Below are 16,721 nucleotides of genomic sequence, written 5' to 3' on the forward strand. Positions count from 1 at the left end.
AATTTATTAAAAATAGCATAAACATATTTTGTACTGTTTTTAATTCAACTCCATCCAATTGATTTGTATTAAGTGACTTAAGCTAAAAACACAGAGAAATAAGTTATGGAACAATTTATCACATATTTAAATACACAGCAGATTAAATACAGTATTGGGGATAATTCAATCACAATATTGGAATCTCTTAATCTGGCTGAAGTAAGAATCAAACATTTACCGGATAATCTTATTATTAACGGTGATCTCAATTTGCGATTAACAACAATAAAAAAATTGCCGGATAATTTAACTGTAAATGGTGATTTATGTGCGCGCGCAACTAAGATTAAAGCGTGGCCAAAAAATTTAAATGTAAAAGGCTCTATAGATTTATTACGTACCAGAATTGCATCATTACCAGATAATTTAACAGTAAATGGAGATTTGAATTTAGAACAAACACCTGTTAAATCATTACCTGCTAATCTGAAAGTAAAAGGAAATTTGGCTTTGCGGGGGTCGCATTTTTGCAATATACCGGAAAGATTCGATGTAGCTGGTTCTTTAAATTTGTCAGATACGAAAATTGACAGATTACCTGATAATCTGAATATACAGGGTGATCTGAACATTGCCCGTACCAGAATTAAAAAATTACCTGAAAATTTATCTGTAAGCGGAGATCTCCATTTAAGCAGAACAAAAGTTAAAATATTACCAGATAATCTTGACATTATGGGTGATTTAGATTTAAGTGATACCCGAATTAAAAAGTTACCTGGAAATTTAAAGGTTGGGGGTAAGTTGGATTTATACGGTACCAGAATACAAAAAATACCAAAAGATTTAACAGTAACTGGTGGCATTGCTTTAGGAGGCTCTAAAATTAGAAAGTTACCAGATAATTTAACTGTTAACGATTATTTGGATTTGGGTTTTACAAAAATCAAAAAGTTGCCGGATAATCTGATTGTAAACGGATATCTGGGATTGCGCGCTATTAAAGTCAAAAAATTATTAAAGCATTCAAATGTACAATGCACAAGTCTGGGTTTAGATGGTGCCAAGATAAAACAACTGCCTGCCAATATAGAAGTAAAAAACAGTTTATATCTGAGTTATACCGAAATAAAACAGCTACCGGATAATCTTGAATTAAAAGGTGATCTGACTTTACGTTATGTCCCTATAAAAAAGTTGCCGGATAATTTGACTGTTGGCGGATATCTTGATCTGAGCTGTACCAGAATCGAAACATTGCCTGAGAATTTAAAAGTTGCCGGTAATCTTAATTTAAGTTCTTCAAAACTAAAAAAATTACCGAAAAATTTACATATTGGCGGTGATTTAGACTTACATAATACAAAGATTAAAAAAATTCCGGATAATTTAAATGTGAATGGAACTTTAGATTTATTCAGAACGAAGATTAAGAAGCTTCCAAAAAATTTATTTGTAAAAAATGAGTTGTTTTTGAGTAATACCAGAGTTAAAACATTACCTTCTGATTTAAAAGTAGAAGGAGATCTCTGGCTGAGTTCTTCCTCAATTAAAAAATTGCCAGACAATTTAAAATTAAATGGCGATTTATACTTGCAAGACACTAATATTAAGCAATTACCAAAAAATTTATTTGTAAAAAGGCAGTTATCTATCAGGAATACTAAAATCAGTGTATTGCCGGAAGATTTAATGTTTGGCTCAATTGAACTGGATATAAAAAAAATAAAAAATATAGTTTATAAAAAATGCCATTCAATAAAAGCCTTTATTTTTACAGTTTATTTACAGGGAGAAATAAAACTTGTTTACAATGGGAGTCTGATAGGTAATTTGGAAGAATTTGAACAATTTACAGATAAACTATTTTTAAAAGCTGAAGCTGATGAGTTTAAACAGATGGCCAGAGATTGCGCAGCGCAATTGAAGCAAAAGCTGTCTCTTGAATAATCATGGCAGTTTTATCAGCGGTTATCAATTAATAGCAGAAGACAGGGATTATGTTTGGATATTCATTGCAAAATTTTGAGTAATAAAATCGTAGCTGTTATTGTGGATAAAATGCTGATTAGTTGCTATAGTTTCTGGCATATTTTACGTTATAGCGTTATTTGTTTTCAATTTATAGAACTGATTAACAATTATTTTACGGATAGTTATGAATAAAAGCATTATGAATATTTATAAATTGGTTCATTGGTTTGTAATAATTGTTTTAGCTTATTTTATTATCTGTAATGTCATTATTCATCTCTACGCCCGGCAAAAAGCAGCAGACAATGCTGATACTATGGTTATCTTAGGTGCTCAGGTAATGGGTAATCCTGCAGTACCTCATCCTGTTTTAAAAGGGCGTTTAGATAAAGCTCTGGTTTATTTGAAAAATAACCCTAATACAAAAGTAGTTGTTTGCGGAGGACAAGGAGAAGGCGAGCCGGCAACAGAAGCAAGCGTTATGGCTGGTTATTTAATTGATAACGGGATTGATGCCTCAAGGGTTTATCTTGAAGATAAATCAACACGTACTGCTCAGCAGTTTGTTTATGCGAATAAAGTATTACCATTAGGTAAGACCGTGGTAGTTACCAATGATTTTCACTTATTGCGTTCTATTATGTTAGCTAAAAGATCAGGAGTAAAAGATGTATCCGGCTTATCTGCACCTTTAAGTTTCAGAAATTACAGGAACTACATTTCTCTTATTAGAGAACCATTAGCTCTGATTAATTCATGGTTGTTCGATCATCCCCTGAATAATGATAATTAGAATACAGATAATTAAAACATTGAGAATACTGGGTTGATGGTAGTCAGTTTATAGTATTGAATTAGAATAGATACGGTTATTATTAACCGGTATAACCATCAGATGATTGCCCGAATTTAGCCAAATAGCAAACCGCTAAATTCAGGCCGGCAGTGGTTTTGTCTCGTAATAGCAAATGATATCAGCAGTATAGATAATCAGCCCAGAAACAATTACACTGCTCCTCGTATTGCTTGATTTTAAAACCCTGGCGCTAGTTTTATTAGTCAAACTACCAGATACAGGAATTTGATATCATCTGCCAGAAAAACATAATTTATTAGCCTAGATAGCAGATGCCATATACAACGACAGGGTACAAAATATATTTATAGCCTGTTGGTATTGAATCGAAATGTTTTTATCGCTACCTGAAAATTTCAGGGTTAAGGGAAATAATATTTATTATGGCTTAGCTTCAGCTATCTTTATCCACAATAAAAAGCCTGCAAATATAATTTGCAGGCTTGTCAATACTACAGTGCTTTTGGCTTAACCGCAGTTGGCGGCAAGAATATTCGGCGGGGCAAACTGCTTCACCTCATCTGCCGCCCATATCCGGCCTTCACTGCTGCCTCTGGAGAAAGTAGCCATTGCTCCTACCAATTGCTGTACCTGTTCGGCTGTATAGTGCATACCATCCGCAGTATGAATCTGATACTGCCGGTATGACGCATCCGCAAACCAGTTATCCAGCCGTACCTGATCACGTGAACCAATATGGCCGATAAGCAGGTCATCCCCATTCCGGCTTAGCCGCAATTCATCACTACGGTAGTCAGCAAAATCCAGAATATCGCCCTGCGATTCATTTGCTGCCTGGTCAATCACCTCATCGCGTCCATAACCAGCCCGGAATACATAACGATCCCGCTGCCAGCTACCGCCAACCAGCAAATCATTACCGCTGCCTCCCTCCAGAATATCCTCGCCGGTGCCACCAAATAACTGATCATCTCCGGCACCGCCATACAGAATATCATTGCCGTCGCCGCCATCAAGCAAATCATTGCCGTCATAGCCATGTAAAATATCATTACCGCCATAGCCATACATCAAATCCTTGCCGGCCGTACCAAAAAGCTCATTATCCCTATCATTGCCTTCAATAATGCGGTCGTACTTGGCGGCATTATGATGCTGTATGTTATCAGCAAACTGCTGTAAGGAGCGCGTTATATAATAATTACCACCATTAGGCTGGGCAAATAATAAATTATTCATATCCAGGCTGTTGGCACGTCCATCCAGATAATAGCCAACCAGATAGATTACATCCCCATTAACTCCATTGGTTACTTTAATGCCTTTGTTGTAAGCACTGATGGACAGATGATCCAGTGGCACATCCACAATCACTACCGACTGCCCGCTGTAATCCTCAATAGTGGTAACACCATCACCTCTATTGAACACAAAGTAATCATCACCTGTACCACCATTCAGATAGTCATTGCCTTTGCCGCCCAGCAGCCAGTCAAGCCCGTCGCCGCCGTAAAGCCGGTCGTTACCATTACCGCCGCTGAGGTAATCATTTCCTTCATCGCCCTGTAGCAGATCATCACCTTCGCCGCCAAGTATCGTATCATTACCGTCGCCGCCAAGTATCGTATCATTACCACCGGCCGTATCTGTATCATTTATATTCATCGCATTACCGCCGCTGAGGAAATCATTGCCCTCCCCGCCATAGATTACATCATTGCCACCACCACCATAAACGGTGTCGTTGCCGGTACCACCATCAAGGTAATCATTGCCATAGCCGCCATCTATATAATCATCACCTTCTTCGCCATAGATGGTGTCATTACCATTATCCTGCGGCCGGCTTTCTTTCGGACTCTCCGTGCCCATATCACCGAATAATGTATCATTACCCGCACCGCCATAAATCAGATCATCGCCCAGCTGTCCCTGCACCAGATCGTTACCATTGCCTGCGTAAATAGTATCGTTGTAGCCATTATCTGTGGCCACAATATCTGTCACATTAGTGGAGAAATCACCGAATATCCGGTCATCACCATCGCCGCCATAAATAGTATCGCGGCCACCACCACCAAAGAGGATGTCATCGTCGATGCCGCCATCCAGTGTATCATCGCCATAGCCGCCCATTAATACGTCATTACCGGCACCGCCGGAAAGGTAATCATTCCCCGTCATGGTGGTATTCAGCTCATGGCCTTCACGACTATCATCACCCCATAGTATATCATTGCCATCACCACCGATAATCCAGTCGTCGCCACCACCACCGGTCAGCTTATCATTGCCGGCACCGCCATCAATAAAATCATTACCATGTTCGGTAATATCTTTATTTAACCAGTCACCATAAATTTCGTCATCGCCATCGTCGCCATACAGTTCATCATTACCGGCACCACCATAAACCTGGTCATTATCATCACCGCCATGAATCACATCATCGCCATAACCACCATCGAGAATATCATTGCCGGCATCTCCCCAGATATGGTCATTGCCGGCAAGCTCGGGATGGCGGCCGGCCGGATCTGAATCATCGCCCCAGATTTTATCGTCGTCATCACCGCCATAGAGATAATCATCACCGCCGCCGCCGATGATTTCATCATTGCCGGCACCACCATATATCGTATCGTTACCATGATATTTAGCGTCCAGCATCTCTTCCTTTGTATAGACGGCATTATCACCATACAATTTGTCATTACCATTACCACCAATAATGACATCATTGCCCCCATCGCCAATTATCTGATCATCTCCGTCGCCGCCATCAATATAGTCATCACCATGTAAGGCACCCGCCAGTGAATTCAGGAAGCCCGGCCTGAGAATACCATCGCCATGTAAAAAGTCATTACCTTTGCCTCCTGCAATATAATCATTGCCAGCCATACCATAGATGGTATCGTCACCCTGTTCTGTGCTGGCCGGAGCCACTGAATCACCTTCAATATAGTCATTCAGATTACTGCCTACAATATAGTCGCTGCCATCACCACCATATAAAAAGTCTCCGCCCACATCTGCGGCATCATCAAAAGTTTCACTAAGACCATCAAATATCCTAATATCTTGCTGATCAATATATATACCCCAGTTCGGGCCGGCATAAATCATTTTTTTACCGGAAGCCGGCATCGTCCAGCGCTCACCCGGGCGGATACGATCTCTCATGTTTAAATGATTATTAGCCCAGATAAAATCATCACCGGCACCTCCTTTGATGATGTCGGAGCCGCCACCTCCGGCAAGTAAATCTGTGCCATCGCCGCCGAGAATAATATCGTTGCCGCCCATGCCGTCAATCGCATCGCCACCATCGAAGCCATTAATTTCATCGGCGCCGTCTGTGCCCTTAATCACATCTTCAAAGCCTTTTTCTACCACACCACCAATAATCGCACCTTTGGCATTGCGATTTTTCCAACCCCAGTAATATTGGCCGGCTAAACTCTCGTCCAGCTCAAAGTAGCCTTCTTTATGAATAATTTTGGTGCGCCAGTCGCCAATAATTTTATTGATTTTATTGTTATTACTGTCCTTGAATTTGGGCAGCCTGATACCAAGCTTGCCGCCGCTCATATAATCCCAGCCGACAATGGTTAAAACATCATCTTTATTTTCCAGCGACTGAATCACCAGATTGCCGGTGATATTATCCAGATGTATGCGCCATTTATTGTCGGCTGAAATCCAGACATCATTTTCTTTTGCTGTCCATTTTATTTTTGAAAGTTGTTGATTATCAATAAAAATACTTCCCTTGCCGTCAGAATCATAAATCTCATCTTTGCCATCGCCGCTATTGAAATAATACTTGTCTGCGCCATCACCGCCCACCAGAACATCATTGCCCTTACCGCCCCTGAGCGTATCATTGCCGGCACCGCCAAACAGATAATCATCACCCTCTCCGCCAGAGATATCATCACTGCCCTTGCCGCCAAAAATCACATCCGCCAGCTTGCCGCCCGCTATCTTAGTATTGCCATTGCCCAGCATCACCACTTGATGGGCGTCATCGCCAGCATCGGCATCGGTACTCCAGCTTTGCCCGGTCTGCTCATCACGAAACACAATCGCATCTTCGGTGCCGAATTTGTACTGTTTACGAATCGAATCAACTAATGATTTTTGTTGTTTAGAATTATAATCTTGTCCCATTATTAAAGCCGAATTTTCAGGATCTCGACCTTTACCTTCTAATACTTTTTTATATTCATTTGCCTGAGCAAGGCGCATTTCCTGAATCATCCAGGTGCGCACCTTAATCCATTCTTCACCTACATCATCAATTTTGCGTACCGCCGGCATTTTGTCCGGATTGAGTATCACCACCGGATTAAGCTGCATCAGTGCATTCAGATACAGTGATACCATTTGTTGATTGCCTTGTTTTTCCCATGTCTGCAACTGCGATAATAATTTTTCCGGCAGTTCATCAATAAACGCCAGCTGGTATTTAAATTCAAATTTGCCCGGTTTGCCGGCAATTTCCTGGCGATGACCATTTACCGGATCAAAGACAAATCCTACTCCTTTTTCGGCAAAATTTTTGTGATTAATACTATTAACCCGCGGATTGGATGAATTAATACTATTGGTATTTAATACTGCTGCAATAACCCATTGCGTTAACCCTTTGCCTCCCACTAATGACCAGTTGAATCTAAACTGCTGTTGTGCAGCGTCGGTATTTTTCTGGTTGGCAAAATAGCTGCCTGTAGATTGATAAGATGGAGGAGCATATTCCTTGTACCATAAATTTTGTGAACCCTCGAGTGCTTTTTCTGCTAAAAAACCCTTTAATGAATCAAGCATTTGAGTGTTTTTTATCCAACTGGCAGCCAAAGCCTGATCAGAAGCAGAAATAGCAATTTTTGCATAGCCATCATGTTCCGCATATGGCGGAATTTGGTCTGTACCTAAATGCTGATAACTCCAGGATATATTTATTTTGGTTGTTGATGTTGGCATTCCAGTAGTTTTATCAATATAGATATAACCACTTTTAATATCTTTCACTATATTAAATAGCTCATAACTACAATCCAAGCCTTTTATGCTGGTACCTCCGGTTTTCCACATATGTTCCCACATTAATTCGGCAATATCTTCGCCCGTAAGTGCCTGCCCATTGGGCAGTTTGGCTGAAGCATAGAGTTCGATCAAGCGCATCGGCTCATACAGCGTCCAGTAATTAATATCAACATTATTAGTTTCAAATACCTTAATATGGAACTCTTTCATTTGTTGATAAGTAATATCCTGATTGACACTACCTGAACCGGCCTTTTTCTCCAGTATTTCCAGATAGCCCAAGGCCATGCCGCGGCGAATCTTATTGATTTCATCGGTCGTTAAAGTATGATTATTTTTATTCGCCACCGTCTGCATATATTCCAGTGCGCCATTACCGGTAATGGTATTCGCAGAAGCTACCCCATAGGCCCATTCAGCATAATGATAGCCACGTTTGGCCAGTTGCTGATACACCTCGCCAACATCGGATAAATCACCATTTTCAATCTGTTTACGCCATGCCCTGATTTCAGCTGCCGATACTTTTTGTGCTTCTAACATGCTCTTCTCCCTAAGATAATCAACAAGTTGTACCACTATTAAAAACTAGGCCTTACCAATCTGTTTGCCCAGCAGTTTGCCTTCCCGGCCTACGCGCCAGCTATCCAGTATTTTGATAATATTGCCCTCCATTTCCTGCCACTGCGGCAGATAACTACGGTTATAACTAATCCATACTTGGATATGCCAGTTATCGTTATAAAACATATGATTACAAAAATTTTTATGCTGGATAAATTCACACTTGATATAGGTTTTAATATTGCCGGCCTGATCTTTTTTGAGCAAAATATCCTTGGCATTGCCATCCGATTTCCACGGTTCTCCGGTTTCCGGATCAATACCATTATTTGCCCGATATACAGTTAGACCATACAGCGGTTGTTCCTGCTGGATATAGTCAAAATGGGTGATTTCTTTCGCCAATTTGAATTCATTCTGAACTGTGAAGTTAAAATTCAACGGCGTAGCAGCATCATATTCACCATAAATAATAACCCCAGCCCACGGAAAAGGTTTGCCATACGGAATTAAGGTTTCATTATCACGGCGATAATCCTCTTCTGTCTTCCGGAATGAAGTATAGACATCACCATCAGTAATGCGATATTGAAAACCAAATGATTCAATTGGCAAATCATAAGATTCCGGCGGACGCTGGTATCTGGCTTTGATTTTCGGATCAGCAAAATCGCCCGGATCGCCCATATATCGTGCCCAGCCATCAATCACTCCTGCAGGAATGCTGATAGAGTAAGTACCGAGTTTGCCAATAGTATCGGCGCGGCCACGGCTATCACGGTTATAGAACAGAGGTGCTTGCTGTGCTGGTTGTTCGCTCACATAATAGTCACAGCCGGCAAGCAGCAACACCTGCCACAGCAATACTACGATAAGCACAATCTTTTTATATCCAGATTTCATAAACAGCCTTGTTTCTCTATTTCACAGGATAAAAATTAACAGAAACTTTACCAAAAGAAAATAAAAAGAATGCTATTTTAGAATTTTTATTGTTTTAAATTAAATGTTAAGCAAAAGTTTAGTATTGATGCATATAAAATATATTAATAAATATTTACATTTAAATAAGCTTAACCAGCGCGGCGAATCTTATTGGTTTCATCGGCCGTTAAAATATGATTATGTTCATTCGCTACAGCCTGCATAAATTCCAGTGCGCCATTACCGGTAATGCTATCCGCAGAAGCCACTCCATAGGCCCATTTAGCATAATGATAGCCACGTTTAGCCAGTTGCTGATACACCGCGCCAACATCGGATAAATTACCATTTAATATTTGTTCACGCCATGCCCTGATTTCAGCTGCCGATACTTTTTGTGCTTCTAACATGCTCTTCTCCCTAAGATAATCAAAAAGTTGTACCACTATCAAAAACTAGGCCTTACCAATCTGTTTCCCCAGCAGCTTGCCTTCCCGGCTTACGCGCCAGCTATCCAGTATTTTGATAATATTGCTCTCCATCTCCTGCCACTGCGGAAGATAAGTACGGCTGTAACTAATCCATACTTGGATATGCCAGTCATCGTCATAAAACATATGGTCACAGGAATCTATATGATGGGTAAATTCACACTTGATATAGGTTTTAATATTGCCGGCCTGATCTTTTTTAATCATTCTATCTTTGGTAAGGGTATCCGATTTCCATGGTTCGCCGGTTTCCGGATCAATACCATTATTTGCCCGATATACGGTTAGGCCATACAGCGGTTGTGGTTGCTGGATATAATCAATATTTGAGATTTCTTTTGATACTCTGAAGTCATCTTGAACTGTAAAATTAAAATTCAACGGCGTAGCAGCATCATATTCACCATAAATAATAACCCCAGCCCACGGAAAAGGTTTGCCATACGGGATTAAGGTTTCATTATCACGGCGATAATCCTGTTGTGTTTGCCGGAATGAAGTATAGACATCACCATCAGTAATGCGATACTGAAAACCAAATGATTCAATTGGCAAATCATAAGATTCCGGCGGACGCTGGTATCTGGCTTTAATTTTCGGATCAGCAAAATCGCCCGGATCGCCCATATAGCGCGCCCAGCCATCAATTACGCCAGCAGGGATGCTGATGGATTGAGTACCGAGTTTGCCAATAGTATCGGCGCGGCCACGGCTATCACGGTTATAGAACGGTACGGGTGCTTGCTGTGCTGGTTGTTCGCTCGCATCATAATCACAGCCGGCAAGCAACAACACCTGCCACAGCAATACTACGATAAGCATAATCTTTTTATATCCAGATTTCATAAGTAGTCTTGTTTCTCTATTTTATAAAGATAAATTAACATGTTATTTACATTCAGGGAATGGCTGAATGTTGTTTGGTGTTTAAATTTTCTGTTATTTGATAATTGTTAATGACTAAATAAGGTTTGTGAAATAATTATATTGTCAGGGTATGTTATATATGGGGAATAAATATTTATATATGAATAATATTGCGTTTTGATAATTGGTTATGCATAGATTTGGTTGCGGCATGTTATGCGCTAATTGCTATAGATTGATGTTCGATTCGGCAACGGATGTGATTATTATTTTCTGATACGTATATATGGATGCGCAGTGCAGGCAGATTTTGATTGGTATGTAATTAAAGGAATTGAATCGATTATAGAAAATGGCGGAAAACAGAAGTTTAAGCGATGTTATGAGTATTACTGCTTGGCTGTTTTGATGTTCATGGTTTGCTTTTTGTTGGATTTATGGGTTTCTGTTTGTGTATTGCAACGCTACCGGTAAGATTTTACTGGTAGCGTTTTGTATGAGATGGCTGGGTTAGCGTGCGCCGAAGCCGGTGAGCATGGTTTTGAGGGTTTTGAAGAATATGAGTATATCAAGTGAGAAGGAAAAATGTTTGATGTAGTAAAAATCATGTTCGATTTTTATCTGGGTTTGTTCGGTGTCGGCAGCGTAGCCCTGAGTAACCTGCGCCCAGCCGGAAATTCCGGGTTTGACAATGTGGCGGTAGTCATAAAAGGGAATTTCCTGAATAAACTGGTCGACAAATACTTTTTGCTCGGGGCGGGGACCAATCAGGCTCATGTCACCTTTCAGGATGTTCCAGAACTGCGGCAGCTCGTCGATGCGGGTTTTGCGGATGATGTGTCCGATACGGGTGACGCGGGCATCCCCAAGTTGCGCCATGCGGGCACCGTTTTTCTCTGAATCGCTGCACATGCTGCGAAATTTATAAATACAGAATTCTTTGCCGCTGCGTCCTACACGGTTTTGCCGGAACAGGATGTTACCCGGGCTTTCAAGTTTGATGGCAATGGCAGTAATAAGCATTACCGGCAGGGTAACAGGGGCAGATAGCAGGATAAGAACGATGTCGAATACGCGTTTAATTAATACATAGGTTGGTGAAGGCAGTAAAGAACCAAGATCATTTTCATATAGGTGATGAATTTTAACCCGTCCGGTAAGAAATTCTTCTACCTGACGAATATTGTAGACAGGCATGCCATTGAGGGTTTGCCGAGCAAGAAATTTCTGCCAGTGGTTGTCGAGCTCAGGTTCGTGCAGGTCGGCAACAATGCCGTTAATAACAGAGGTCTCAGGCAGGCAGGGGCTGGTTAATTTTATCCAGTTGACATTGGGAAGCTGGTCGGCGTTGCTGGCACGTCCGTAGGGCAGGTATGCGTAGGTTGTTATGAATTTATTGCGGTAATAGATATAAGAAATACACAGAAACAGGGACAGACAGCCTGCCATGAATAAAAACCATACGGTATAGGGCAGGTTAAAGAATTTGGCCGTCATCCACATGCCGAAAAACCAGAAGAAAGCATGCGGCAGAGCAATCACTGCGGATTTTCTGCCAGGAAAGTTGCTGAATACGGATAAAGATTTGGTTGTCAGAATATGGGCAATACCGGCAAGAATTATGCTGGTGATGAAAGCAGCACGTCCCTGAGCAAAGCCTTTAATAGGCTCCATGATGGCCAGTGGCAGTAGCATTACCAGCAGGGTTCCGAAGAAAAGACGGCTTTTATAGGACAGTAAACTTCGCATAATTGTTTTTTATTTGTTCAGGCGCAAATGTTGGTAGAGGTTGCCCAGCAGGCTGGTGGGCAGCAGACGGCTGCTGCCGCGCAGGGCAAAACAGCTTAGTGCCGGCAGCAATGGCTGGCTTTTGAGGCGGTGTTTAAGACGCAGCAGCTGCCATTCGCTGCGAAGGTAGCGCAGCCCGCGCCGGCGGGCATGCATGTTGTGACCGGCACGGGCATACACGAGGGTTTCCGGCAGGTTTGCTGCCTGATAGCCGGCCGCCAGCAGGCGCAGCCACAGGTTGTAATCTTCCATCCATTGGTGATGCTGATAGCCGCCTACTGCCTGTACCGCACTTTTGCGGTAGGCCACAGCCATGTGATTAATCGGGTTGCGCCATTGAGCATAATGGCGGATGGCAGTGTCTCTAAGAGGTACCTGCCTGACTGTGCCGCTTAGTTCCGGGGTTGTGCTGAATTCGGCTATCTGCCCGCTGAACAGGGCGATATCGGGGTTTTCCAGGATATATGCCCACTGGTATTCAAACCGTCCGGGTGCGCAGATGTCGTCAGTATCCATGCGCATGATCCATTCATGCCGGCAGTGTTCCAGTCCGGCATTAAGGGCATGTCCGAGACCGACGTGTTGCGGCAGGGGGACGATTTTCAGAGGCAGCCGGGTCTGATAGCTGTTCAGTACGCTATGCAGTTCAGTACCTACGGCACCATCCAGTACCATGATGATTTCGTCGGCCTGTATGCTCTGCGTACACAGGCTTTCCAGACAGGCGCTGAGCCAGTCGGGATGTTCCTGTGCATATAAGGAAAGCAGAACGGAAAAAGGGCGCGTTTTCATGGTTGTGGCAGTGATGGATGCCTATGCTAATAGTTTGTCAAGATTTGTTTATTATATCGCAACAATGCAGGCAGGTGCCTCTCAGATGACGACGGGTGCAGGTTTATGCTGTTACATCAAAGATAGTTGCTGTTTTTTTACATTTATATCTATTTATACTGTGATGATGGCTGCTGGCTGTTTTGTTCAAATGAGGCCGGATCGGGCAGGTAGTGCTCGTAAAATGCACTTTGAGCAGCGTGCAGTTGTGCCAGTTCGGTACTGTTGTTGCTGGTGCAGGTATCGTTGAGACAGACAAAACGGATTTCCGAGTGGTGATGCAGATAATGGATAGCGTTATTCAGTTCGGTGATGTTGCTGATGTTGCGCACGAAGCCGTCGTTGTGTTTTTGGGGTACGAATGCACCGCTGGCCAGTTGCCAGTAGCGATTAAGGTAGATGGTGAGGTCGTTACCGGCGCGGAAGCGGTTTGCGGTGCTGGCAAGTATTTCCGGTTCGAAGTGCCGATAAACCTGTTGCAGGGTACTGCGGGTGTAAGGCTGGGGCAGATGCCAGTGAGCAAACCAGAAATAATGGCGGTAAAGGTATTTGAGCAGGAAATTGCTGAATTTTTCACGCAAACTGTAGCTATGAGCAAATAATTGCTGATTTTTCAGTGAGGCCGGCTGATACAGGCGGTTAATCAGGGCAATATTGTTATTCAGTGCATCTACCCAGCTGTTGCGGCCGCGCAGACGGCGAAACAGGCTGCCACGCTTTAGCCAGCCATGACAGAGAAAGTCTACCGGCAGCCCGTGCTGAAACAGCCGCTCACGCGGGACAGGACGCAAAATGACGGTGTCGTCGTTAAGATAAACAAATTGTTCACTCAGGCCTTTAAGGTTAACCAGATTCATTTCGATAGCTGAGGAATTGAATACTGGCAGATTCTGCGGGCGGATAAACAGTTGCCGGTGGCTGACAATTTCGATTTTCGGATGGCTGGTTTTCAGCCATGGCGGCTGCTGATCGGCGGTTATCAGGTAAATTTTGTGATACCACGGGCAGTTTTTTTCAATGGAGCGCAGCACATAACGCAGGGTGCCGAAATCCTGATAACGGTTATTACTGGTCGCGTCACTGTGTCCCTGATGCTGTGGCTGATAGTGGTTTTTTGCAGCCAGCCAGTCCGGATCGCTGTTGTCTACCCATGGCAGAACAAAATCAATCGGGGTATTGTCAGTACTGGTGTTCATCGGTTTTTCCGTTTGAGCAGCGCTATCAGTTTCTGACTGTTACGGGCGCCAAGTGTAGTACGCAGAGTATTCAGGATTCTGCGTTTGAGTCGGTTGACGCCTTTACTGTCATTAAGCCATGTACCGTCGTAGTGATGAATGCAGACAGTATTAGCAGTACGGTTCAGTTCATGGGTATAGGCATTTTTGGCCATAAAGTAATCACTTGGATAAACGCAGACATAGCCGGGAATTTCCTGCCGCTGATCGTTAAGGATAATTCCATGCTTTTGGTATATTTGTTTAAATAACTGGTTGATGGTAATAAGCTGCTGCGGGTTGAATTCAAGATTCTGATACTGTTGCCAGATATCATGCATAAGAATGCTTCCGGCTTCACAACCCATTACGCCGGCCTGAGGGTTACAGGTAAGCTCGCGGGTATAGGGATTCATACCCTGTTCGAAACCGGTGAAGCAGTGATGGTGCAGAAACGGGTCGAATGAGGCAATCATCTGTACATCGGTATCCAGATAGATGCCGCCATGCTGATAAAGTGCCTGAATACGGCAGACATCGGCTACAAAGGCATATTTACCGGCAGCATAGGCTGAACGGGTGTAAGCGTTAGCCTGATAGTCAAAATTGTGTTCGTTCCACAGCTGAATTTGGTAATCGGGCAGAAACTGGCGCCAGCTGGCAATATATTGTTGGGTGGCGGCAGGCAGTGGCTGAGGTCCGAACCAGCAATAGTGAATCAGTTTGGGTATCATTGGGCAGGCCGGCGATAAATCAGAATTAACAGGATGCCAAAGGGTATGGCGGTGCTCAGACCGGTAATAAAGCCAAGTTTAATCCAATCGATAAAGGTATGTACACTGATACTATTTACCGGATGCCAGCCAATAGTGAGGATAATGGCGATGGTAGCAAAAACTGTCAGCCACAGCAGATAGGCACGGGTGCAGGGCAGGGACAGAATGTGTTTGCTGGTGTAATGCACCATTTCACTGCTGCGGTAAAGAAATGATATCAGTGCTGCAAGTAAAATGCCGGCACTGCCCCATATCTGTATAAAGCATACTGAGCAGGTAATGTTCAGAGCAGCTTCGATCAGTGCCTGTGGTTTGGTGTCTTTGTAGCGACCGGCTGCCATGATCATGGTCATACTCGGAATACGGCTGTTTTCAATAATGCCCACCAGTAAAAACAGGGCAGCCAGCACGGGCTGATGGTAGTTGGCATCGGTCATATTACGGGTATAAAGCTGAATAAAGGGTGCCAGCAACAGGCCGGTGCATGTATAGACCCAGCCCAGAAAGCACATAAAGAGACGATTATAGCGGCAGAAATTCTGACGGGTACGCTGGATATCTGTAGTAAGGCTATGACCGAAAATAGCCTGCATGCCTTGTGACAGTGATTGCAAGGCCATTTTGATGGCGCCGAAAATCAACGCATAAACGGCATAGATGCTGGCGTCTTTCAGGGACAGGAAAAAAGTAATCAGTACCAGCGGTGAGCTGAATATCAGCAGACCGGTTAGCTGATGGGTAAGGGCATCCCATGTTTGTTGCAGCTTATACGCGTTATGTTTGTCGTAATGCTGGTTCAGATTGTGATAGTAGTGTTTTACATAGTGACGGTACAACAGAAATTTACTCGCCTGTATCAGGGTAGAGATAAACTGAACAGTCAGAATACTATAGCCGTTACGAATCAGCCAGTAGCATACGACGATGTTAACGAAGATGCTGCCTGCCTGAATGGCGGAGATGATATAGGTTTTCTGGTCGGCAGTAAGTAAGGCACGGTAGCTGCCGAAAAAGAAAAAATCCAGAATATTCACGGCACCCATAATCAGTACCATGTAAAAGGTAAGGCTGGCACTGATTTCGGTGTGGGTAAGCCAGGCAAACAGGATAGCCAGTATCAGTAATGCGACGGCAAACAGCCCGCCGGAGATGCGGTAAAAGTGATGGGCGGCTGCAAGAATACGGTTACGCAGCTGGTTATCCTGTGCTGTCAGCGCCTGATAAAGGGCTACGACGGCAGCTGCACCGATGCCAGCCTCCAGTAAAGTCAGGTAGGCAATAAACTGTTTGATAGAGGCCAGCATACCGTTGGTTGCTGAACCATAGGTTACAACAATTAACGGCGGCAGGATGAATCCGCCCAGTGCAGTTATCAGTTGCAGCAGCAGATTAGCGGATATGTTTTTCAGGATAACTGCACGGGTACTCATGAATATTTAAG

At 43.1% G+C, this 16,721-nt stretch carries 11 protein-coding genes; 2 read left to right on the forward strand and 9 right to left on the reverse strand.

The annotated features are described in order from the left end of the window. The first annotated feature begins 105 nt into the window (after positions 1-105). Together H3U73_RS08110 and H3U73_RS08115 are read left to right on the forward strand one after the other, a co-directional pair. On the forward strand, positions 106-1,932 hold the full coding sequence (locus tag H3U73_RS08110; protein WP_100126052.1) for a hypothetical protein: 1,827 nt from the start codon (positions 106-108) through the stop codon (positions 1,930-1,932). Between the two features lie 208 nt (positions 1,933-2,140). Continuing rightward, positions 2,141-2,749 (forward strand): YdcF family protein, encoded by a 609-nt coding sequence (locus H3U73_RS08115; RefSeq protein WP_051506516.1) that lies wholly within the window; start codon positions 2,141-2,143, stop codon positions 2,747-2,749. A gap of 531 nt (positions 2,750-3,280) precedes the next feature. Here H3U73_RS08115 and H3U73_RS10790 read toward each other — a convergent pair. From H3U73_RS10790 to H3U73_RS08160, 9 genes are all read right to left on the reverse strand, one after another. Continuing rightward, entirely contained in the window at positions 3,281-8,368 is a 5,088-nt protein-coding gene (locus H3U73_RS10790) for a calcium-binding protein (RefSeq protein ID WP_198190373.1), read from the reverse strand. Between the two features lie 45 nt (positions 8,369-8,413). Continuing rightward, on the reverse strand, positions 8,414-9,292 hold the full coding sequence (locus tag H3U73_RS08125) for a hypothetical protein (protein WP_198190374.1): 879 nt from the start codon (positions 9,290-9,292) through the stop codon (positions 8,414-8,416). Positions 9,293-9,462: 170 nt separating this feature from the next. After that, positions 9,463-9,723 carry a hypothetical protein gene (locus H3U73_RS08130; RefSeq protein ID WP_198190375.1) on the reverse strand — a complete coding sequence of 87 codons (261 nt, stop codon included), beginning with the start codon at positions 9,721-9,723 and terminating at the stop codon, positions 9,463-9,465. 45 nt (positions 9,724-9,768) lie between these two features. After that, positions 9,769-10,650: a hypothetical protein gene (locus H3U73_RS08135; RefSeq protein WP_198190376.1), complete on the reverse strand. Its 882-nt coding sequence runs from the start codon at positions 10,648-10,650 to the stop codon at positions 9,769-9,771. Positions 10,651-11,181: 531 nt separating this feature from the next. Continuing rightward, entirely contained in the window at positions 11,182-12,420 is a 1,239-nt protein-coding gene (locus tag H3U73_RS08140) for a sugar transferase (RefSeq protein ID WP_051506515.1), read from the reverse strand. 9 nt (positions 12,421-12,429) lie between these two features. Then, entirely contained in the window at positions 12,430-13,251 is an 822-nt protein-coding gene (locus tag H3U73_RS08145; protein WP_084551672.1) for a glycosyltransferase, read from the reverse strand. A 149-nt stretch (positions 13,252-13,400) separates the two neighbouring features. Continuing rightward, positions 13,401-14,486, reverse strand: a complete 1,086-nt coding sequence (locus H3U73_RS08150; RefSeq protein WP_198190377.1) for a stealth family protein — start codon at positions 14,484-14,486, stop codon at positions 13,401-13,403. Continuing rightward, entirely contained in the window at positions 14,483-15,238 is a 756-nt protein-coding gene (locus H3U73_RS08155; RefSeq protein ID WP_084551670.1) for a glycosyltransferase family 32 protein, read from the reverse strand. Before H3U73_RS08155 ends, H3U73_RS08150 begins: the two co-directional genes overlap by 4 nt. Further along, the gene (locus H3U73_RS08160) at positions 15,235-16,710 is read right to left on the reverse strand and encodes a lipopolysaccharide biosynthesis protein (RefSeq protein ID WP_084551669.1); all 1,476 of its coding nucleotides are present in this window, start codon (positions 16,708-16,710) and stop codon (positions 15,235-15,237) included. Before H3U73_RS08160 ends, H3U73_RS08155 begins: the two co-directional genes overlap by 4 nt. Positions 16,711-16,721: the final 11 nt, after the last annotated feature.

It is taken from the genome of Snodgrassella sp. W8124 (assembly GCF_016100875.1).
Lineage (GTDB): Bacteria > Pseudomonadota > Gammaproteobacteria > Burkholderiales > Neisseriaceae > Snodgrassella > Snodgrassella alvi.